This window comes from Streptomyces diastaticus subsp. diastaticus (genome assembly GCF_011170125.1).
GTDB classification, from domain to species: domain Bacteria; phylum Actinomycetota; class Actinomycetes; order Streptomycetales; family Streptomycetaceae; genus Streptomyces; species Streptomyces diastaticus.
The window spans coordinates 225658-245295 of sequence record NZ_BLLN01000005.1 but is presented as its reverse complement, the minus strand read 5'-3'; the positions used below and the strand labels follow the sequence as shown (position 1 = coordinate 245295).

Here is a 19638-nt window from a genome sequence, read left to right as displayed (position 1 = left end):
CGTCCTCCTCTCGTCAACGCTCCTCCGGCGCCAAGGGCCCGCCCGACGGCTGCGGCGCCTGCTCCTCCGGAGCGCCGCGGGCCGGTGCGCCGGGTGGGGACGCACCGCTCGGCGCCCGCTTCGCCCGCCGGTCCATCAGCCGCAGAACGGGTGCGGGCAGGATCGTGGTGGTGAGCGTGACGGCGGTCAGCACGGTGAACATCTGCCGGTCGATGAGTCCGGCCTGCAGGCCGATGCCGAGAACGACGAGTTCGGTGAGCCCCCGGGCGTTGAGGAGGACGCCCAACTTCAGCGCGTCCCCTCGGGACATGCCCGTCACCCACGCGCACAGCCCCGGCCCGAGCAGCTTGGTGAGGACGGCCAGGGCCAGCAGCACACTTCCGGTGACCACCGTTCGCGAGTCGGGCGACAGGGCCGACAGGTCGACCGAGAGGCCGAAGCCCAGGAAGAAGAAGGGCATCAGGATCCCGGCGGAGAAGGACCCGAGGCGATCGGCCGCCGAGGAGACGGGGCCGCTCCCGGCCGGCAGGACGGCACCGGCGAGGAAGGCGCCGATCGCCGCGTGCAGTCCTACCGCCGAGGTGAACGCCGCACAGCCGCAGACGGCGCAGGCCAGGAGGGGCACGGGGAGCCCGGCGGCGCCTTCCTCGCCGTTGTTCCCGTACCGCCGGGACAGCGCCCGGCGGAGTGCCCGCCGCAGCGGACCGAGGAGGACGGCGGCCACCGTGGTCCCCGCGACCATCAGGGCGATCCCCGGTCCGGAGGAGCCCGCAGCGCCGGCCGCCGCGACGGCCGTGGCCAGCAGCAGCCAGGCCCCCGCGTCCCCGATCGCCGCCGCGAGCAGACTCGTGCGGCCGACGGCGGTGTGCGAGAGGCCGAGTTCCGACAGGATGCGCGCCAGGACGGGGAAGGCGGTGATGCCCAGGGCGCAGCCGAGGAAGACGGTGAAGGCGACCGGGCCGGCCGGCCCGGCGTGGCCGTCCGCCAGTGCGACGGCCGCCACGGCACCACCGGCGAACGGCACGGCCAGGGACGCCAGGCTCACCAGGAGGGTCCGTCCGCCCAGGGCGCGCAGGCGTACGGAGGACAGGTCACGCCCCACCTTGAACATGAAGAAGACCAGACCGAGCTGGGCGAGGCCGTCCAGCATCGGCAGGATGCCCTCGGGGAACAGCCGGGCCCACAGCTGGGGCGCGGCTCGCCCGAGGAGCGAGGGGCCGAGCAGTATCCCGGCGCAGATCTCCCCGATCACCGGCGGCTGGCCCAGCAGCACGGCCAGGCGGCCCGCCGCGTGGGACGCGCCGAGCACCACGGCGGCGGCCATCAGCAGGCGGGCGGCCATGTCCGCCCCCGGCACGATCCGGTGCCCCGGGGCCGCGGTGCCGTGCGCGCTCACCTGGTACCACAGCACCAGGCCGCCGACGAGTGCTGGCAGGACGACGAAGACGCAGGCCACCAGGACGAGGCGCCGCCTGCCCGTGGAACTGCCCGTTCCCCGTGTCCCGTCCATCTGCTCCGCCTCCCTCGAGCGTCCGCCGTCGGTGGGGCCAGACGGTAGGAGGTGGTGCTGAGGGCGGATACGCACAATTGCGCATTGCCCCGCCCGCGCGTGGCGCCGGGGTCTCTCCCTGACGGCTGTGCTCAATCCTGAGCGGGGCGCTCACGACCCGGCTGCCATGCTGCGGGGCCGGGAGGCCGGGAGGACAGCGGACGCAGGCGGACGCGGAGGCGGGCGATGCGCGGAATCGTTCTGGCGGGGGGAACCGGCAGCAGACTGTGGCCGCTGACCCGTGCGGTGTGCAAACAGCTTCTGCCGGTGTTCGACAAGCCGATGGTCTATTACCCGCTGACCACTCTGATCATGGCCGGGATCAGGGAGATCCTGGTGGTGACCTCTCCCGACGCGCTGCCCGCCTTCCGCTGCCTCCTCGGCGACGGGAGCCGGCTGGGGCTGCGCCTGGAGTACGCCGCGCAGCCCCGTCCCGAAGGCGTCGCCCAGGCGCTCCTCATCGGGGAGCGCTTCATCGGGGACGAGCCCGTCGCGCTGATCCTCGGGGACAACGTCTTCTACGGGGTCGGCCTCGGGGAACAGCTGAGTTCCCACACCCGGCCCGCAGGCGCGCGGATCTTCGCCCACCGGGTGGCGGACCCGCGCGCGTACGGCGTGGTGGAGTTCGACGGCGACGGCCGGGCGCTCTCCCTGGAGGAGAAGCCGCTCCACCCGCGTTCGGCGTTCGCCATCCCCGGGCTGTACTTCTACGACAACCAGATCGTCGAGATCGCGCGGGGCGTCCGGCCGAGTGCCCGCGGTGAACTGGAGATCACCGCGGTGAACGCCGAGTACCTGCGGCGGGGGCGACTGGACGTGACCGTGCTGGAGCGGGGCGTGGCCTGGCTCGACACGGGGACGGTCCAGGCGATGGCGGCGGCCTCGGAGTTCGTCCGCGTCATCGAGGAGCGGCAGGGGCTGAAGATCGGCTGTGTCGAGGAGGCCGCCTGGCGCCGGGGCCTCATCGACGACGAGCAACTGCGGACGCTCGCCGAGCCCCTGGCCCGCAACGGGTACGGCCGCTACCTGCTGGAACTGCTGGGAACTCCCGGGTAGTTCCGGAACGGCCGCCCGGCCGTCGGCCGGGCCCTCCCCGGGACGGCCGTCTGGGCACAGTTGAGCAGCCGACGCGGTGAGGGGTCCGGTAGACACCTCGGCAACCGACAGGTGAGGAGTCCTGCGATGCGCGTGCTGTTCACGACGACACCGGCCCCCGGACATTTCCACCCGCTCGTCCCTCTCGCCACGGCCGCCCGTCAGGCGGGCCACGACGTGGCGTTCGCCACCGGGCGGCCGATGCTGGAGTCCGCCGAGGCGCTGGGCTTCCGGGCCTTCGAGGCGGGACTGAGCCGGGACGGCGACCAGGACGCGGAGTTCCTGGAGATCAAGCGGAGCGCGCGGGGCCTGCCCTCCGCCGGTGTCGAGATGGACCGCGTGGCCATAGCCCGGACCATGTACGGCGTACGGACGCGGCGCATGGTGCCGGACCTGCTCGGCCTCGCGCGCCAGTGGCGTCCGGACGTCGTCGTGCGGGACAGCTACGAGGCGGGGGGCGCGGTCGCCGCCGAGGCCCTCGGCGTTCCCCACGCCGCCCTGGACACCACACCGCTGTACGACATGGCGCCGCTGCGCGCGGACATCCGGCGTGAACTCGACCGTGCCCGCGAGGAGGCCGGGCTGCCGCCCGACCCGGAGCAGCACATGCTCCATCGCCACCTGCACCTGTGCTGCGCGCCACCGAGCTATCTGCCCTCGGGGCGGGCCCGGCCGAAGACCCTGCGCGCCCTGCGGCCGATGCCCTTCGACCGGGCCCACGGTGAGGACCTTCCCGACTGGGTGAGCCGGCTGCCCGACCGCCCGCTGGTGTACGTCACCTTCGGCACCATCACGAACCGCTGGGTGCCAGGTGCCTTCCCCGGCCTCTTCCGCGAGGTACTGGCCGCCTTCGAGGGCGAGCCGGTGAACGTGGTCGCCACCGTCGACCGGGACAGCGACCCGGCCGACCTCAAGGCGCTGCCCGCGAACGTCCGGGTGGAGCGCTACATCCCGCAGAGTCTCCTGCTGCCCCTCTGCGCGGCGGCGGTGACACACGGCGGCTTCAACACCGTGGTGGGTGCCTTCGACGCGGGCGTCCCGCAGGTCGTCGTGCCCTTCCTGGGGGACCACCCGGACAACGCGCGCCGGTGCGCGGAGCTGGGACTGGCGAAGGTGGTGGAGCCGGCGACGCTCACCTCCGAGGCCGTGCGCGCCGCGGTACGCGAGGTGATCTCGGAACCCGAGTACCGGGCCGGGGCACTGCGGATGCAGTCCGAACTGCGGGATCTGCCGGGCCCCCGGGAGGCCGTCGGGCTGCTGGAGCGGCTCGCGGCGGGCCAGGAGCCGGCGGGCGCCCGGTAGAGCGGTACGGCGGCCGGAGGCGCCGGTGCCCGCTGGTGTGCGGGCGCCGGCGCCTCCGGCCGCCGTGGCGTCGCGGTCAGGCCGGCTGGGCCTCGGAGTTGGCCGCCTGCTCCATCACCGGGTCGACATGGCGCTTACGCAGCAGGGCCGCGAGCACCACGGCTCCCGCCAGCAGCGCCACCGCTCCACCGAGGAACGCGGTACGGAAACCGGCGACCTGCGCCGCCACCTGGCTCGCGGTGTCGGCCGCGGAGGAGCCGTCCAGCTCCGCCGCGGCCCGGCGCACCGCCAGCGCCGACAGCACGGCGAGGCCGATCGCCCCGCCGATCTCCTGGACGGTCTGGTAGAGCCCCGAGGCGAGGCCCGCGTCCTCCTCCGGAACACCGGAGGTGGCCAGCAGCGTCACCGGGACGAAGGCCAGTCCGAGGCCGATCGAGAGCGTCAGCAGCCCCGGCAGCAGGCCGCCGGCGTAGTCGCCCTCGACGGGCAGCCGGGCGAGGAACAGCATTCCGGCCGCACCGACCACCAGTCCGGCGGAGCCGACCGCGACGGGACCCAGCCGCTTCACCACCGGTTGCGCGAGGGTCGCACCCACCATCACACCGATGGCCGCGGGCAGGAAGGCCAGACCCGCGCGGATCGGGCTGTACTCCAGGACGTCCTGGAGGTAGAGGGAGGAGAAGAAGAACATCGAGAAGATGCCGGAGGTCAGCATCAGCAGGACCAGGTCCGCGACGGCCAGCGTGCGGATGCGGAAGATCCCGAGCCGGACGATCGGTGAACGGCTGCGGACCGAGGCCACCAGGAAGGCGGCCAGCAGGAGCAGCGCCGTCGCCACCGTCCCGAGGAGGCGGGCGGACGTCCAGCCCCACGACTGCCCGTGGCTGAGTGCCAGGACCAGCAGCAGCAGACCACCGGTCAGGGTCACGGCTCCCACGTAGTCGACCGACGGGTTCTCCCCCCGTTCGCGGGAGTCGGGGATCAGACGCGACCCCAGCAGCACCACGAGCCCGACCGGGAGGTTGATGAAGAAGATCCAGTGCCACGACAGGGCGCTGCTGAGGACACCGCCGAGCAGCAGGCCCAGCGCGCCACCGGCCGCCGCGATGGTGCCCCACGCTCCGAGCGCCTTGGTGCGCATGGAGGTGTCCTTGAAGGAGGTGTTGATGATCGACAGGCCGGTGGGGGCGATCAGCGCGCCCGCCACTCCCTGGAGGCAGCGGCCGACGATCAGCACCAGAGAGCTCTCGGCGAAGCCGTTGACCACCGAGGCGACGGTGAACATCACCACGCCGATCAGGAACAGCCGCTTGCGGCCGAAGAGGTCGCCGAGCTTTCCTCCCAGCATCAGGAAGCCGCCGAAGAGCAGCGCGTACCCGTTGACGACCCATTGGAGATCGGTCTGGGTCATGCCCAGCCCGCTCTTCATCGACGGAAGGGCGACGTTCACGATCGTGGCGTCCAGCACGACCATGAGGTCCGCCAGACAGAGGAAGAGGAGCAGCAGCCCCGGGCGGGCGGGGCCGCCGGGGGCGGCCTCCTCCCCGGCCGGGTCCGTGTCGTTCGCTGGTGAGACGGTCACGAGAACTCCTGAGACGACGGGGACGGGACGGCCCGGCGGCCTGTGCCGCCGGACGGACTACGGATGGACCTCGCGGTCGCGTTCGGTGGGCGCGGGGGAGTCCCGGGCCGGACTCCGCGTGGAGTCCTCGTACTGCTCCCTGGAGGGAGCGGGCGGAGCCAGGGAAGGCTCCTCCCGCGTCGGGGCGAGCCCGTCGAAGACGAGACCGAGGTAGCGCCGCCACAGGTCCGGCACGGTGGTGCTCAACGGAGCGGCGGCCTGCCGGACACCGCCCAGCAGCAGGAGGACGTCCACCGGCGTGATGTCCGCGCGCACCACTCCCTGGCGCTGAGCCCGCTTCAGCAGCCCCTCCACGGCGTCGATCAGTCGCTTCTCGACCTCACGGACTTCCGGGTGGGAGCGAGGCGGCAAGGAGAGCGACTCGAAGAATCCCCGGTCGCCGATGTACACCTCCACCGTGCTCGCCATGAAGGAGCGCAGGGCCTTCCCGGCGTCCTCCTCGGCGAGCAGCGACTCGGCCGTCTCGGCGAGTTCGCCGAACCGCTCGCGTACGACAGCCGCCACGAGGTGGTCCTTGGTGGGGAAGCAGCGGAAGACCGTCCCCTTGCCCAGGCCTGCCTCCCGCACGATCCGTGAGATGGGGACACCCAGGCCGTGCTCGGCGAAGGCGCGGGCGGCGGCCTCGACCAGTAGCTGTTGGTTGCGCACGGCGTCGGTGCGGGAACGTGCGGGAGCGCGGGTGGACATGTGTACCTCCGGGTGCCGGGGGAGAGGACGGCGGCATCGTGCGGTGCGCGGCAGGGCCGTGGGCAGCCTTCGGTGCCGTGTGCCGGGAATTTTCCGGCATCGGCGCCGGCCGGCCGGCCACGGCCCTCCCCCGGTCGTGCCCGGCGGACGGCGGGTGCGCCCGGCCCGCCGGGTGCGCCGGAGCCGGCCGGTTCCGGCAGCCGTGCCGCTCACCGCGGCCCGGCCGGGCGCGGTCGAGGCCGGGTGAGCGACCGCTTCACTTTCTGGCGCGCTGCGGCAGCATGACGGGGACCCCCTGCAACACGGGGAACCCGTGACCGCACTCCAGGCAGGTCAGGGTCTGGTCCCGCCCCTCGTGCCGCAGCCCCGCGTCGGGGTGGTCGGGACAGGCGAGGACGTCGAGGAGGTCGCTGTCGAGCGGCATGGTCGTTCTCCTTGTGAGGGCGGACTCGGGCACGCGCCGTTGCTGTGCCGGGACGCCGGGATTCGCGTAGCGGTCGCGCAGCTCGCGTTTGAGTACCTTGCCGAGGAAGCTGCGGGGCAGGGACTCAGTCGTGAGGTACTGGACGGGAGCCTTGGCGGCGGGCAGCCGGGCCTCGACGAAGGCGCGGACCGCGTCCAGTTCCTCGGGCGCGGTCAGGACCAGCACCGCGGTCACCACCTCGCCCCCGTGGTGGCCGGGTGTGCCGATCACGGCCACCTCCCGCACGGCCGGGTGCTCGTAGAGGACCGCCTCCACCTCGATGCTGGAGACCAGGCCGCCGTCCGGGCGGACGGCGTCCGCCGCCCGGTCGAAGAAGTACAGCTCGCCGTCCTCGTCCAGCCACCCCAGGTCCGTCATACGCGTCCACCCGCCGGTGTGGAACCGCTTGTCCAGGGCGGTGTCGAGGTAGCGGCGCGTGGGCGCCTCGCTGTGCAGCCATATCTCCCCGACCTGGCCGGCGGGCAGGGCGTCCCCCCGCTCGTCGGCTATCCGGACCCCGGTTCCGTGGCCGGGGTGGCCGAGGGAGAGCGGCTTGGCCGCGTCGAAGAGGTTGAGCACCACCGCGGGCGACGCCTCCAGCGAGGTGTACGCCGTGGCGAGCCGGGCACCCGGCAGCATGGCCAGCAGTCTGACGGCGACGGCCGGGGGGAAGGCGGAGGACGCGCTGGTCACGGTGTGCACGCTGCTCAGGTCGTACCGCTCGTGCACCCGCGCCTGGACGAGGGTCAGCGCGGTCGCCGGAGTGATCATCACCGAGCCGACGCGGAAACGCTGGATCAGCTCCGCCGTCCGCTCGGGGGAGTCGGGCAGCACCGTGAGCAGCGTGCTGCGCGACAACAGCGGCAGCGAGATGGTGCCCTGGCTGGAGGAGGTGCCCAGGGGCATGGCCGCCACCAGGTACTCGGATTCCCCGAGGGTGTCGATGGTGGGCCGGGCGCGCCCGTACATCATGTTCCCGTGCGTCACCGTGATGGCCTTCGCCGGCCCGGTGGTGCCCGAGGTGTAGAGGATGTCCGCGACGGCGTCGGTGGCAGGGCGCCGTGGCGGCGGGGGCGGTTCGTGCGCGCCGAGCTCCGCGACGGTCGCCGTCCAGCCGGTGAAACCGGCGGGCGGTCGTAGTCCGTCGCCGTGCACGATCCCGTTGATCCCGCACTCTTCCAGTCTTCGGAAGACCTCCTCGGGGGGCATGGTGTCGTTGAGGTGCACCGTGGTCGCGCCGACGCGTTGCGCGCCGTGGTACGCGACGGCGTAGTCCGCCCAGTCGAGGCCGCCGAAGAACAGGGCGACCTGGCACAGACGGGCCTCGCCCAGGCGCAGCAGGCCGCCGGCGACCGCGTCCGCCCTGCGGTGCCACTCGCCGTAGGTCAGTGTGGCGCCTCCGTCGACCGTGAGGGCGGCGCCGTCAGGGTCCTCCCGGGCCCGTTCGCGGAGCAGGTCGGTGAAGGTGAAATCGGGAACGGCGTCGTTGGAGGCGATGGTCGGGGATTCCATGTGGGCTCCCTGGACGGTCAGTCCTTGACGAGGACGGTGAGTGGGACCCGCCACACCTGATGCCGTTCCCGGTCCGGGTCGGGCAGGGCGCGCAGCGCCGCGGCGACGGGGACGACGAGCCGCTGCCAGTCCTCGTCGCCGACGTTCTTGAGGTACGACCACACGCGGCCCTCGATGCTGTCCGCGTACTGATGGGGCGACAGGTCGATCTCGTACGGGTTGACGGCCGCCTCCTCCAGCACCCGCAGCCCCGCCTTCGCGGCGGCCTCCGCGAGTCGTTCGGGAGTGTCGGGCACCTGGGGCTTGAGGACGGCGAGGGGCTCCTCGGCCTCGACCAGCTCGTCCGGTTCGGCGATGGGCACACCGTGCACGGTCACCAGCCGCCCTCCTGGAGCGAGCACGCGTGACACCTCGGCGAGGGCCTGGTCCATGTCGTCCAGGACGTGCAGGACGTGCACCATCACGACGTTGGGCAGGGAGGCCGAGGCGAACGGCAGGGACTGGGCGTCGCCCAGGGCGACCCGTCCCCCCAGGCGCTTGTGGGCCCGGGAGACCATCTCGGGGGCCAGTTCCACGCCGATGACGGGGTGGCCCAGCTCGCGCAGGGCGACATCGACCAGTCCCGTGCCCAGGCCGATGTCGAGGACGGTTCCGGGCAGGAGATGAGGGGCGAGGTCCTCGGCTGCCTTCTGCCCGCGTTCCAGACCACCGTGGTAGGCGTCGTACTCGTCGGCGGCGGTGTCGAACGACAGCGACTCGGCGGTGACTTGGGCCATGGGCGTGCACTCCAATCCGGGCGGGACACCCTCACACCGGCCCCCGCCGCTGGTTCGGCTCAAGTGGACCGGGCGGTCCGCTTCCGGCGAGATTGTAGTGGAGGCCGGGCACCGAGGCGTTGCCCAACTTTGAGCAGAGCGCGCCGCTCGGGCGCGGCTAGCGTGCTCCGCACCGTCGGGACCGACGTATTGCGCGGTGTCCGGGACACCGGAGAACCGTGCGGGAAAGGGAGATGCGACACCATGGCGTGGTCTTTCGTCCCACCGGCCCAGGAACAGGTCGACCATCCCGCCGAGGAACTGCTCAACTCGGCGAACGCAGGCCTGATAATCCACCGGGTCGGCCAGATCTCCTACGAATTCAGAAAGGAAGCCCGGTCTTTCGCGCGGGACCTTCAGTTCTTCACCAACAAATCGCTGCATCCCTATGCGACGACGCTCCTGTACGAGGAGCTGTTCGGCGTTCAGGACAGGATGCACTGGCTGATCCACATGCGGGCGCCCAATGACTACGGCCGACTGCTGGAGATGGTCGACCACGACTCCGAATTCCAGGAGGTCTCCACCTCCGACCGGCTCGAGGAGCAGGGCGGGGGGAACTGGGAGAGGATGTTCGTCGAAGGGTCCTTCCAGGAGCGGGTGATCGTCCCGCAGCACGGCTTCACCCACGCCGAGGACGAGGACCTCGACGGCCTGTTCGCCGTGCCCGCGCGCTTCCAGGCCGGGCAGTCCGCCGAGCACATGCTGCACAGCGCGAACGCCCGTGTCGTCGTGCACCGCACCGGCCAGGTGCGGTTCGCGCTCCGCAAGGAGGGCCGGAAGTTCGCCATGGACTGGCTCGCCCGCGTCAACGAGCGGCTGGAAGGGCACGCGACGGTCCTCCTCTACGAGGAACAGTGGGGCCGGCAGGACCGCCTGCACTGGCTGATCCACCTCCCCACGCTCGACGACTACCGGCGTGTCCTGGAGCTGGAGTCCCAGGACGCTCGGCTGCGCGAACTCCTGACGGCCCAGTGGGTCCCCAGCCGCCAAGGAGGAGGGAACTGGGGGCGGATGTTCCTCGACGGGACGTTCCACGACACCGTCCTGGTGCCGCACTACCCGGGCGCGGGCGGCGGCTGAATGGACCTCGGGATAGAGGCGGTCAACGCCTACGTCGGCGGCGCCTCGCTGGACACCCGCACCCTGTTCGAGGCTCGGGGCCTGGACATGCGGCGCTTCGGCAACCTGATGATGCGGCAGAAGTCGGTGAACCTGCCGTGCGAGGACGCGGTCACCAACGCCGTCAACGCGGCCAAACCACTCGTCGAGGCGCTCGCCCCTCACGAGCGGGACCGCATCGAACTGGTCATCGTGGGCACCGAGTCGGGGCTGGACTTCGGCAAGCCGCTGAGCACCTATGTGCACGACGCTCTGGGGCTCGGCAGGCGCTGCCGGTCGTTCGAGACCAAACACGCCTGCTACGGAGGCACCGCCGCCCTGCGGACCGCCGCCGCCCTGCTCGACTCGGGGGGCGACCCGGAGGCGAAGGCGCTGGTGGTGGCGGCCGACGCCGCCAGCGCGGCGGCCCGTGACACCTACTGGGAACCCTCCCAGGGCGCGGGGGCGGTCGCCATGATCGTCGGCAGTCGCCCGCGCGTCCTGGCCCTCGACCCCGGAGCGAGCGGCTTCCACAGCTACGAGGTCATGGACACCCTGCGGCCCCGGCCCGACCTGGAGGCCGGCGACTCCGACCTCTCGCTGCTGTCGTACATGACCTGTCTGGAGCAGAGCTACCAGCACTACGCGGAACGCGTCGTCGGTGCGGACATCGCCGAGACCTTCGACCGCCTGGTCCTGCACACCCCGTTCGCCGGCATGGTCAAGGGCGCGCACCGCACCCTGCTGCGCAAGCTCAAGGGCTGGCCCGCGGAGAAGGTCGAGGCCGACTTCGAACGCCGCACCGCCGGGTCGCTGGCCTACTGCGCACGCGTCGGGAACATCTACTCCGCCGCGCTGTACCTCGCCCTGTGCTCCCTGGTCGACCAGGACGGCGCGGACGCCGGAGGCCGCAGGGTGGGCATGTTCTCCTACGGCTCGGGGTGCGCCTCGGAGTTCTACAGCGGTGTCGTCCCCGGCACCGCCGCGGCGGAACTCGCGGCGATGGACATGGCGGGCGCCATCGAGGACCGCCACCCGCTGACGATGGCCGAGTACGAGGTGATCGCCGACGGCGCCGCGCAGCGCATGTGCGGCGTGCGCGACCAGGCGTTCGACCCCGCGCCCTACGCGGCGGTGTACGAGAGCCGGTTCGAGGGGCGTGGGCTGCTCGTGCTCGACGAGATCCGGGACTTCCACCGGAGGTACCGATGGACCTGACCCTCGACGGCGCCGGGCCGACGGCCCACCGGACGCTGAGCCTCGCCTACGACCGGGGGATGCTCACCGTCAGGCTCACCCGGCCCGAGCGGCAGAACAGCATCACGCCCGTCCTCCTCGCCGAACTGGACGCCGCCCTCGACCTGGCCGAACGTCTCGAGGACTGCCGCCTGGTGGTGCTGGAGGCCGAGGGCGGCACCTTCTGCAGCGGCATGGACCTGTACGACGCGGTGGGCCCCGGCACCGCGGACGCGGACCAGGGGGGCACCGCCTACTACGACCTGCTCGAACGACTGACCTCGGTGGGGCGGATCGTGGTGGCACGGGTCGACGGCCAGGTGGTCGGCGGCGGCGTCGGGCTGGTGGCCGCGAGCGACTTCGTCCTCGCCACCGCACGGAGCCAGTTCAGCCTCCCGGAGGCGCTGTGGGGGCTCATGCCCTGCTCGGTCCTCCCCTTCCTCGTGCGCCGCGTCGGGTTCCAGCGTGCCCACACGATGGCGCTGAGCACCCTGCCGGTGGGGGCGGCCGAGGCCGAGCGCTGCCGGCTGGTGGACGAGGTCACCGAGGACGCGTGGCCCTTCCTGCGCCGGCTGCTGTTCCGGGCCTCGCGGTTCGACGGGACCGTCGTCGGTGATCTCAAGCGGTATCTGCGCCGTCTGTGGATCGTCGACGGCGCCACGCAGGACCTCGCGGTCGGTGAGTTCTCCCGCCTGATGTCCTCGGACGCGGTCCGCCGACGGATCACGGAGTTCGCGTCCGGACAGGCGGCGGTGAGGTTTTCGACGGATCTTCCATGACGGACGCCTAGGGGGTTCGGTGCACGCCTGGCTCTTTCCCGGACAAGGATCGCACCGCCCCGGCATGGGCGCCGACGTCCTGAAACGATTCCCCGACCACGTGGCGGCGGCGGACGAGATCCTCGGCCTGGCGGTCGGGGAACTGTGCCTCCACGACTCCGGCGGGCTCCTGCGCGACACGAGGCACGTCCAGCCCGCGTTGTTCGTGGTGGAGGCCCTCACCGCCCTGGCCGCCCGGGAGGACGGCGCACCCCCGCCCGGCGTGCTGGCCGGACACAGCCTGGGGGAGTACGCCGCGCTGTTCACGGCCGGCTGCTTCGACTTCGAGACCGGTGTACGGCTCACCCGGCACCGAGGGGAACTGATGGCCCGCGCCGCCCCGGGCTCGATGCTCGCGGTGCTGGGGCTCCCGCTCGCGGAGGTGGCGAAGGCGCTGGAGCGCCACGGGGCCGCGGCCGTGGACATCGCCAACCACAACTCCGCGACGCAGGTCGTGCTCGCGGGCCCGCGGGAGGCGCTCGACGAGGTGGCGGCCCGGCTGAAGGAGGAGGGCCTCGCCAGGAGCGTGCCGCTGCGCGTCAGCGCCCCGTTCCACTCCCGCCACATGCGTGACGCCGCGGCGGACTTCGCGGAGTTCCTGGCCCGTTTCCGCCTCCGGGAGCCGGACACGCCGGTCATCGCCAACGCGACAGCCCGGCCGTACGGGTCCGATGTCGCGGGCACACTCGTCCGGCAGATCGCCGAGCCGGTCCGATGGGAGCCCTCCATGCGTCACCTGCTGGACCTCGGGGCGACCGACGTGACGGAGCAGGGACCCGGGAACGTCCTCACCGACCTGTGGCACACGGCCCGCCGCCAGTACGAGGCGGCGCCGCCCGCCCGCGCCGCGGAGCGCAGGCCGCCGCGGCCGGCCCGGGAACCGGCGGGGCGGCGGGACCAGGGGCTTCCGCGCTTCTGCGCCGAGGACCTGGGAAGCGAGGAGTTCCGCCGTGACCACGGCCTGCGCCACGCCTACCTCGCCGGTTCCATGTACCAGGGCGTCTCCTCGACCGACCTCGTGCTGCGCATGGGCAGAGCGGGCCTGCTCGGCTTCTTCGGCTCGGGCGGGCTGCCCACGGAGGAGATCGACGCGGCGCTCGGCCTGCTGGCCCGCGAGTCCGGCCCGGACCGGCCGTACGGAGTCAACCTGCTGCACACGCCGGACGATCCGGCCCGTGAGGAGGCGGTGGCCGACCTCCTCCTGCGGCACGGGGTGCGCCGCGTGGAGGCGGCCGGCTTCACCCGGATCACACCCGCGCTGGTGCGCGTGCGGTTCAGCGGCTCCCACCGGGACCGCCAGGGCCGGGCGGTGGCCGGGCGCCACGTGGTGGCGAAGGTCTCCCGCCCGGAGATGGCCGAGGCGTTCGCCGCTCCCGCTCCCGGCGCGCTCCTGGACCGGCTCGTGGCCGGTGGCGGCCTCACCGCCGAGGAGGCCGCCCTCGCGCGGGAACTGCCGGTCAGCGGCGACCTCTGTGTGGAGGCGGACTCCGGCGGGCACACCGACGGCGCGGGCGCACTCACCCTCTTCCCGACGATCGCCCGGCTGCGGGAGACCGCGCCGGCGGTCCACGGCCGCCCATGGCGTATCCGGGTGGGGGCCGCGGGCGGGCTGGGCACGCCCGAGGCGGTGGCGGCGGCGTTCCTGATGGGCGCCGACTTCGTGCTGACCGGCTCGGTGAACCAGTGCTCCCCTCAGGCCGGGACCTCGGACGAGGTGAAGGACCTGCTGGCCCGGATCGGTGTGCAGGACACCGCGTACGCGCCGGCGGGCGACATGTTCGAACTGGGCGCGCGGGTCCAGGTGGTGCGCAAGGGAACGCTGTTCGCGGCGCGGGCCAACAAGCTCCACCAGCTCTACCAGCGGCACGGCTCGCTCGAGGAGCTGGACGAGGCCACCCGGCGGTCGCTGGAGGAGCAGTGCTTCGGCCGTTCGCTGGCGGAGGTCTGGCGGGAGACCGAGCGCCACCTCGCTGCCAAGCGCCCGGAGGAACTGGCGCGCGCCGAGGCGAACCCGCGGTACCGGATGGCGCTGGTCTTCCGCTGGTACTTCGTGCACTCCACCAGGGTGGCCCTCAGGGGCGTCCCGGAGGAGCGCGTCAACTACCAGATCCACTGCGGCCCGGCGATGGGCGCGTTCAACCGCCTGGTCGCCGGCACGGAGCTGGCCGACTGGCGTCGGCGCCACGTGGAGGTGGTGGCCGGCCTGCTGATGACCGGGGCGGCCGGTGTGCTGACCGACCGCCTGCACACGCTGGCCGGCCACCCGGAACCGTGAATTCCCAAAGCCCGGCGCATTGTCCGTGCACAATAATGAGCAGCCTCCCCCTATTCCCTTGAATAGCCTCGCGGGGAAATGTTCGAGAAATGCGACCTGTGATCTTTCGCTTGTTCGGGCAGGGGGTTCTGTGAGCACGGAGAAGAGTTCTGGAGCGGAAACAGACGGAGAGTCGGACCTGGTCCTCACTCCGGCTCAGCGCCAGACGTCGGTGGGAGCGGAAAAGATGCTCCACTCGGCGAACAGCGGAATGATCGTGGAGCGGACCGTCCAGGTGCGCGGCGAGTTCCACTCCGAGTCGCGTCGCTTCGCTCGCGAGCTCGCCGAGTACATCAACACCAGGTACCAGGAAGTCGCCGGGGTCTTCGTGTACGAGGAGACCTTCGGCACGAAGGACCTCATCCACTGGCTGATCCACCTCAAGTCCATGGACCACTACGAGACCATGGTCCGGATGGGCAGCCGGGACGAGGACTACCGGGCCCTGTTCGGCCGGGAGTGGGTCCCGGAGGAGAAGGGCGGCGGTGGCTGGGCCCGGATGGTCCTCGACGGCACGCTCCGGGAGACGGTGCTGCTCCCTCAGTTCTGGGGGATGTACGGCACCCACGTGGACGGCGAGACGGAGCGGCAGAGCGAGGTCTACCGGCGGCAGGGCACCGAGGTGACGCTGCCCCCCGCCCGTCACCAGACCACGCAACCCGACGAACTGCTGCTGCACTCGGGCAACGCCGGCATCCTGATCCACCGCACGGCCGAGATCCTCTACGACTTCAGGTCCGAGGCGCGCCAGTTCGCGCGTGAGGCGGCGGAGGCCATCAACGACAATCTGGCGGGGGAGGCCACGGTCCTCCTCTACGAGGAAGCCTTCGGACCGATGGACCGCATCCACTGGCTGATCCACATGAAGTCGCTCAGCACCTACCAACGGCTGCTGCAACTGCACGTGCAGAACGAGAGCGTGCGGGACATCTTCTTCCGTGAGCGCGCCCCCGAGAAGGGCGGTGTCACCTGGGCCCGGATGTTCACCCAGGGCAGCTACCTGGACACCGCGCTCACCCCGCACCACTGGGGCCTGTACGCCACCGGCGACCAGGTGGACGAGACGGTGGTCACCGGTGGCGAGGGCGAGGCGTCGTGAGTGACCGGTGCCTGCACGAGATCTTCGCCGACCGTGTGCGCGAGGCCCCCGACCGGACGGCCGTCACCGCCCCGGACGGCGACCTGACCTACGCCGGACTCGACGCGCGGGCGGGCGCCCTGGCCGCGCGCCTGGCGGACGCGGGCGTGGAGCCCGGGACGCTGGTGGGGCTGTGCGCGGAACGCGGCTGCGACCTGGTCGTCGGGATGCTGGGCATCCTGATGGCAGGCGCGGCCTACGTCCCGCTGGACCCGGACTACCCGCCGGCCCGCCTCGGCCATCTGCTGGACGACACCAAGGTGCCGGTCGTGGTCGCCACCGAGAGCGGCGCGCGGGCACTGCCGCACGGAACGCCCGCGCGCGTCCTGCCGATCGCCGCCCCGGAGGGCGGTGGCGGAGCACCGGCCCGGGCCCGTGTCGCCGTGCGCGACGACAGCCTCGCGTACGTCATCCACACCTCCGGTTCCACCGGCCGGCCCAAGGGCGTACTGGTGGAACACCGCAGCGTCGTCCGGCTCTTCGACTCCTCGGCCGGCCTGTTCGGCTTCGGCCCCGAGGACGTCTGGGCGCTCTTCCACTCGGTGAGCTTCGACTTCTCCGTGTGGGAGATCTGGGGCGCGCTGCTGCACGGTGGCCGGCTCGTCGTCGTCCCGCAGCGGACGACGCGCCTCCCGGCCGAACTGCTCGCCCTGCTCGCCGCCGAACAGGTCACGGTCCTCAGCCAGACACCCTCCGCCTTCCGGCAACTGGCCGCCGCGGACGAGGCGGCCGGTCCGCCGGCCGACGGCGGGACGGCCCTGCGCCTGGTGGTCCTCGGCGGGGAGCGGCTGGACGTGCGCGACGTGGCCGGCTGGCTGGAGCGCCACGGCGACGAGCGGCCCCGGCTGGTCAACATGTACGGCATCACCGAGACCTGCGTGCACGTCACCCACCGCCGGCTCCGCGAGGCGGACTTGCGCCGGCCGGAACACAGCCCCATCGGGGTACCACTGCCCCACCTCGGCGTCTGGCTGGCCGACGACGAGGGACGCCCGGTGCCTGACGGGCGGCCCGGCGAGATCATGGTCTGTGGGCCGGGCGTGGCGCGCGGTTACCTCGACCGCCCCGAGTCGACCGCCGAGCGCTTCGTCACCCGGTCCCCGGACGGCGGACCCGTGGTGCGTGCCTACCGGTCGGGCGACCTGGCCGTACGCACCGCCGAGGGCGAACTGCGGTACCTGGGGCGCGACGACGACCAGCTGAAGGTGCGCGGCTACCGCATCGAGCCACGCGAGGTCGAGGAGTGCCTCCTGGGCCATCCGTCCGTGGCGGCCGTGGTGGTCGTCGACCGCGACCACGGCGGCGGCGATCTGCGCCTGGCCGCCTTCGTCGTGCCGCGGAGCGAGACCGGAGAGGCGGACCGCGAGGCCCTTCCCGAGCAGCTCGCGGAGCTGGCCGGGGCCGCCCTGCCACGTCACCTCAGGCCCTCGGAGTACCGGGTGACCGACGCGTTGCCACTGACCCCCCAGGGAAAGACCGACCGGGCGGCGCTGCGCCTCCTGCCGGCGCTGGGCCCCGTACCGGCAAAGGGCCCGGCGAACGGTGCGGAAGGGACGCGGGCGGCGGTCACGGCCGTCGTCGGTGAGGTACTCGGCGGCTCGCGGTCCCCGGGACCGGACACGGACCTCTTCGAGGTAGGCGCCACGTCACTGGCGTTCGTACGGATCATCGCCGGCGTCAACGAGCGCTTCGGCCTGGAGCTGACCGGCAGCGAACTCGACGGAGAGGCCACGATCTCCCGCATCACCGCCTGCGTGGAGCAACGCACCGCACACCGGGCCGACGGCACGAGCCCGGCCCACGACGACATCGCTGAGGAGCGGAAGTGACCGTTTCCGGAGAGAACCGCGTCCACGCACTGTCCCCCGAGGAGTTGCAGAGCTTCCGGGCCAACGGCTACTTCGGGCCGTTCAAGGTCTACGAGCCGCAGGAGATGCGGGACCGCTGGCGGCGTGAGCGCCTGGAACTCATGGACCGCTCCATGGCGGTGTACGGGGAGAAGGGCGCCGCGTCCGGCAACACCAACATCTCCAACTACGACCGGCACCTCGACTCGCCCTTCCTGGCCGACCACGTCTGCCACCAGCGGGTCGTCGACCGGGTCGTCAGCGTGCTGGGCCCAGACGCCCTGTGCTGGCGCACCGAGTTCTTCCCCAAGTACCCCGGGGACGAGGGGACCGACTGGCACCAGGCCGACACCTTCGCCAACGCCTCCGGCACCCCGCAGATCCGCTGGCCCGACGAGCACGAGGAGTTCGGCGGGACGATCACGGTGTGGACGGCGTTCACCGAGGCCACCGTCGAGAACGGGTGCCTGCAGTTCATCCCCGGGACCCACCAGCAGATGAACTACGACGAGACCAAGCGGATGCACTACGCGCCCGACCGCATCAACCACGAGAGCAAGCAGGGCGTCCGGCGCGGGTTCTTCGGCTACGACTACCGGGAACTGCAGAAGGACCCCGACTTCGTCCCCGACGAGTCCCGGGCGGTCTCCATGGTGATGCAGCCCGGTGAGGCGATCATGTTCTGGTCCACGCTGATGCACGCGTCCCACCCGCACGACGGGAAGAGCGACCGGATGCGCATGGGCTTCGCTTCGCGGTACGTGCCCACCTCGGTCCGCGTGTACCCGGACACGGAGGTCATCGAGGAGTACGGCGGCTCCGTCTCGCTGGAGCGGTACGGCGCCGTCCTCGTCGCGGGCCAGGACGCCTACGGGCACAACCGGCTCACCGACCGCACCACGCGGGGCCATGCCTTCCCGGTCCGCTGAGGGGACCGGCGCCCCGGGCGAGCCGGTGGCCCGGCTCGCCCGGGCGGCGCTGTCCCTGCGTCCGCTGCTGGAGGTCCTGCCCGCGCCCGTGGCCGTCTCCCGTGACGCCCGGGCCGGGGCGTCGGCCGAACTGGTGGAGAGGATCACGAGGCGGCTCGCCCTGCCCGCCCTCGACCTCCGTGGCACGGTGCCCGGCCAGGAGCCGGGGACGTTCCCGCGGATCATCGGCGAGCGGCTCGGCCTGACCGGTCCCGCGCACGGCGAGCCGTGCGCGGAGCTGGACGACCCCGCGGTGGTCGACCGGATCGTGGACGCCGCGGCGGCCGGAGACTTCGACCGCTTCGCAACCCGGCGCACCGTCGAGACACCGGACGGGACACCGCTGCGCGTGCACACCGCGGGCCGCCCCGGCAGCCCGGCGGTCGTGCTGGCCTCCGCTCCCGGGATGCCGGCGCGTCTCGCCGAGTGGTGGATCCGGGCGCTGGCCCCCACCCACCACGTGGTGACGTGGGAGAGCAGGGGACTGTCCGGCCCGCCGGAAGCCTCGGCGGCCACGGCGTACGGCCTGGCGGAGCAGAGCACCGACCTGGTGACGGCCATGGACAGCGCCGGAATGGCCCGAGCCCACGTGATGGGCCTGTGCGGTGGCGCGGTGCTCGCGGTGGTGGCGGCGGCGCTGCACCCCGAACGGGTGGTGTCGCTCAGCCTGTGGCACGGCGATTTCGAGCTGGGGCCGGAGAGCCCCAAGACCGAGCACCAACGCAACCTCCAGGCCCTGATGGCGATGGTGACCGACGGGCGGGCCCCGGCCGGGGCCATCCACGGCACGCTGTGCCGGGCGATCAGCGGTGGTGTCCCCGCCGACCTCGCCCACCTGGTGCTCCATCCGTACGCCACCGTCGAGCTGTTCTCCCGCTACTGCGCGCTGAACGGCGCGGTCATGGGCACCGATCTGCGTCCCCACCTCTCCTCGGTGACCGCACCGGTGCTGGTCGTGACGAGTGAGGACGACAGCACGGCCCACCCGGAGGGCTCCCTGCTGGTGGCCCGGCGCCTGGACCGGGCGGACACCTGGATCCGCCCGCACGGGGACCACGTCTCGCTCTTCCGCGGGGCCCCCGGGCTGCTGGACCGCATGGCCGCCTTCCTCGACCGGCACCCCGCTCCGGCCTGAGACCGGACCGATCCGA

The 19638-nt window shown here is 72.4% G+C and carries 15 protein-coding genes; 10 read left to right on the top strand and 5 right to left on the bottom strand.

The genetic code is table 11. The features are described from left to right. Nucleotides 1-13: 13 nt before the first annotated feature. Complete coding sequence (locus tag Sdia_RS18780) at nt 14-1510, bottom strand: cation:proton antiporter (protein ID WP_189500232.1); 1497 nt, start codon at nt 1508-1510, stop codon at nt 14-16. Nucleotides 1511-1735: 225 nt separating this feature from the next. Between Sdia_RS18780 and rfbA the strand changes: the two genes are divergently transcribed. Beyond that, on the top strand, nt 1736-2605 hold the full coding sequence (gene rfbA / locus Sdia_RS18775) for a glucose-1-phosphate thymidylyltransferase RfbA (protein WP_100454134.1): 870 nt from the start codon (nt 1736-1738) through the stop codon (nt 2603-2605). Between the two features lie 126 nt (nt 2606-2731). Next, entirely contained in the window at nt 2732-3946 is a 1215-nt protein-coding gene (locus tag Sdia_RS18770; protein WP_100454137.1) for a glycosyltransferase, read from the top strand. Nucleotides 3947-4022: 76 nt separating this feature from the next. On the opposite strand, the gene Sdia_RS18765 is transcribed toward Sdia_RS18770, so the two are convergent. The 4 genes from Sdia_RS18765 to Sdia_RS18750 all read right to left on the bottom strand — a co-directional run bounded on the left by Sdia_RS18765 (nt 4023) and on the right by Sdia_RS18750 (nt 9026). Continuing rightward, nucleotides 4023-5528 carry an MFS transporter gene (locus Sdia_RS18765; RefSeq protein WP_202854048.1) on the bottom strand — a complete coding sequence of 502 codons (1506 nt, stop codon included), beginning with the start codon at nt 5526-5528 and terminating at the stop codon, nt 4023-4025. A gap of 57 nt (nt 5529-5585) precedes the next feature. Then, entirely contained in the window at nt 5586-6275 is a 690-nt protein-coding gene (locus tag Sdia_RS18760) for a TetR/AcrR family transcriptional regulator (protein ID WP_185393638.1), read from the bottom strand. 256 nt (nt 6276-6531) lie between these two features. Further along, on the bottom strand, nt 6532-8250 hold the full coding sequence (locus Sdia_RS18755) for an AMP-binding protein (protein ID WP_185393639.1): 1719 nt from the start codon (nt 8248-8250) through the stop codon (nt 6532-6534). Between the two features lie 17 nt (nt 8251-8267). Continuing rightward, nucleotides 8268-9026 (bottom strand): class I SAM-dependent methyltransferase, encoded by a 759-nt coding sequence (locus tag Sdia_RS18750; protein WP_185393640.1) that lies wholly within the window; start codon nt 9024-9026, stop codon nt 8268-8270. 243 nt (nt 9027-9269) lie between these two features. Between Sdia_RS18750 and Sdia_RS18745 the strand changes: the two genes are divergently transcribed. From Sdia_RS18745 to Sdia_RS18710, 8 genes are read left to right on the top strand one after another with little or no spacing between them, the layout of a single operon-like run. After that, a complete protein-coding gene (locus Sdia_RS18745) occupies nt 9270-10148 on the top strand; it encodes a DUF6039 family protein (RefSeq protein ID WP_100454146.1) in 879 nt (292 codons plus the stop codon). Next, nucleotides 10149-11384: a hydroxymethylglutaryl-CoA synthase family protein gene (locus Sdia_RS18740; RefSeq protein WP_189500233.1), complete on the top strand. Its 1236-nt coding sequence runs from the start codon at nt 10149-10151 to the stop codon at nt 11382-11384. It abuts the gene before it with no gap. After that, the gene (locus Sdia_RS18735; protein WP_100454150.1) at nt 11375-12181 is read left to right on the top strand and encodes an enoyl-CoA hydratase-related protein; all 807 of its coding nucleotides are present in this window, start codon (nt 11375-11377) and stop codon (nt 12179-12181) included. Before Sdia_RS18740 ends, Sdia_RS18735 begins: the two co-directional genes overlap by 10 nt. Before the next feature lie 19 nt (nt 12182-12200). Next, on the top strand, nt 12201-14495 hold the full coding sequence (gene fabD, locus Sdia_RS18730) for an ACP S-malonyltransferase (protein ID WP_189500234.1): 2295 nt from the start codon (nt 12201-12203) through the stop codon (nt 14493-14495). Between the two features lie 25 nt (nt 14496-14520). Continuing rightward, entirely contained in the window at nt 14521-15633 is a 1113-nt protein-coding gene (locus Sdia_RS18725) for a DUF6039 family protein (protein WP_308693556.1), read from the top strand. After that, nucleotides 15630-17501, top strand: coding sequence for a non-ribosomal peptide synthetase (locus Sdia_RS18720; protein ID WP_189500235.1), 1872 nt, complete (start codon nt 15630-15632; stop codon nt 17499-17501). The genes Sdia_RS18725 and Sdia_RS18720 overlap by 4 nt, the downstream gene beginning before the upstream one ends. Beyond that, complete coding sequence (locus Sdia_RS18715; protein ID WP_185393642.1) at nt 17498-18448, top strand: chlorinating enzyme; 951 nt, start codon at nt 17498-17500, stop codon at nt 18446-18448. Before Sdia_RS18720 ends, Sdia_RS18715 begins: the two co-directional genes overlap by 4 nt. After that, entirely contained in the window at nt 18429-19622 is a 1194-nt protein-coding gene (locus Sdia_RS18710) for an alpha/beta fold hydrolase (RefSeq protein WP_185393643.1), read from the top strand. The genes Sdia_RS18715 and Sdia_RS18710 overlap by 20 nt, the downstream gene beginning before the upstream one ends. The last annotated feature ends 16 nt before the right edge of the window (nt 19623-19638 follow it).

Bases quoted from the DNA above. Each gene is read 5' to 3' on its own strand.
- Sdia_RS18780 (WP_189500232.1), bottom strand. From the start codon at position 1,510: ATGGACGGGACACGGGGAACGGGCAGTTCCACGGGCAGGCGGCGCCTC.
- rfbA (WP_100454134.1), top strand. From the start codon at position 1,736: ATGCGCGGAATCGTTCTGGCGGGGGGAACCGGCAGCAGACTGTGGCCG.
- Sdia_RS18770 (WP_100454137.1), top strand. From the start codon at position 2,732: ATGCGCGTGCTGTTCACGACGACACCGGCCCCCGGACATTTCCACCCG.
- Sdia_RS18760 (WP_185393638.1), bottom strand. From the start codon at position 6,275: ATGTCCACCCGCGCTCCCGCACGTTCCCGCACCGACGCCGTGCGCAAC.
- Sdia_RS18755 (WP_185393639.1), bottom strand. From the start codon at position 8,250: ATGGAATCCCCGACCATCGCCTCCAACGACGCCGTTCCCGATTTCACC.
- Sdia_RS18750 (WP_185393640.1), bottom strand. From the start codon at position 9,026: ATGGCCCAAGTCACCGCCGAGTCGCTGTCGTTCGACACCGCCGCCGAC.
- Sdia_RS18745 (WP_100454146.1), top strand. From the start codon at position 9,270: ATGGCGTGGTCTTTCGTCCCACCGGCCCAGGAACAGGTCGACCATCCC.
- Sdia_RS18740 (WP_189500233.1), top strand. From the start codon at position 10,149: ATGGACCTCGGGATAGAGGCGGTCAACGCCTACGTCGGCGGCGCCTCG.
- Sdia_RS18735 (WP_100454150.1), top strand. From the start codon at position 11,375: ATGGACCTGACCCTCGACGGCGCCGGGCCGACGGCCCACCGGACGCTG.
- Sdia_RS18710 (WP_185393643.1), top strand. From the start codon at position 18,429: ATGCCTTCCCGGTCCGCTGAGGGGACCGGCGCCCCGGGCGAGCCGGTG.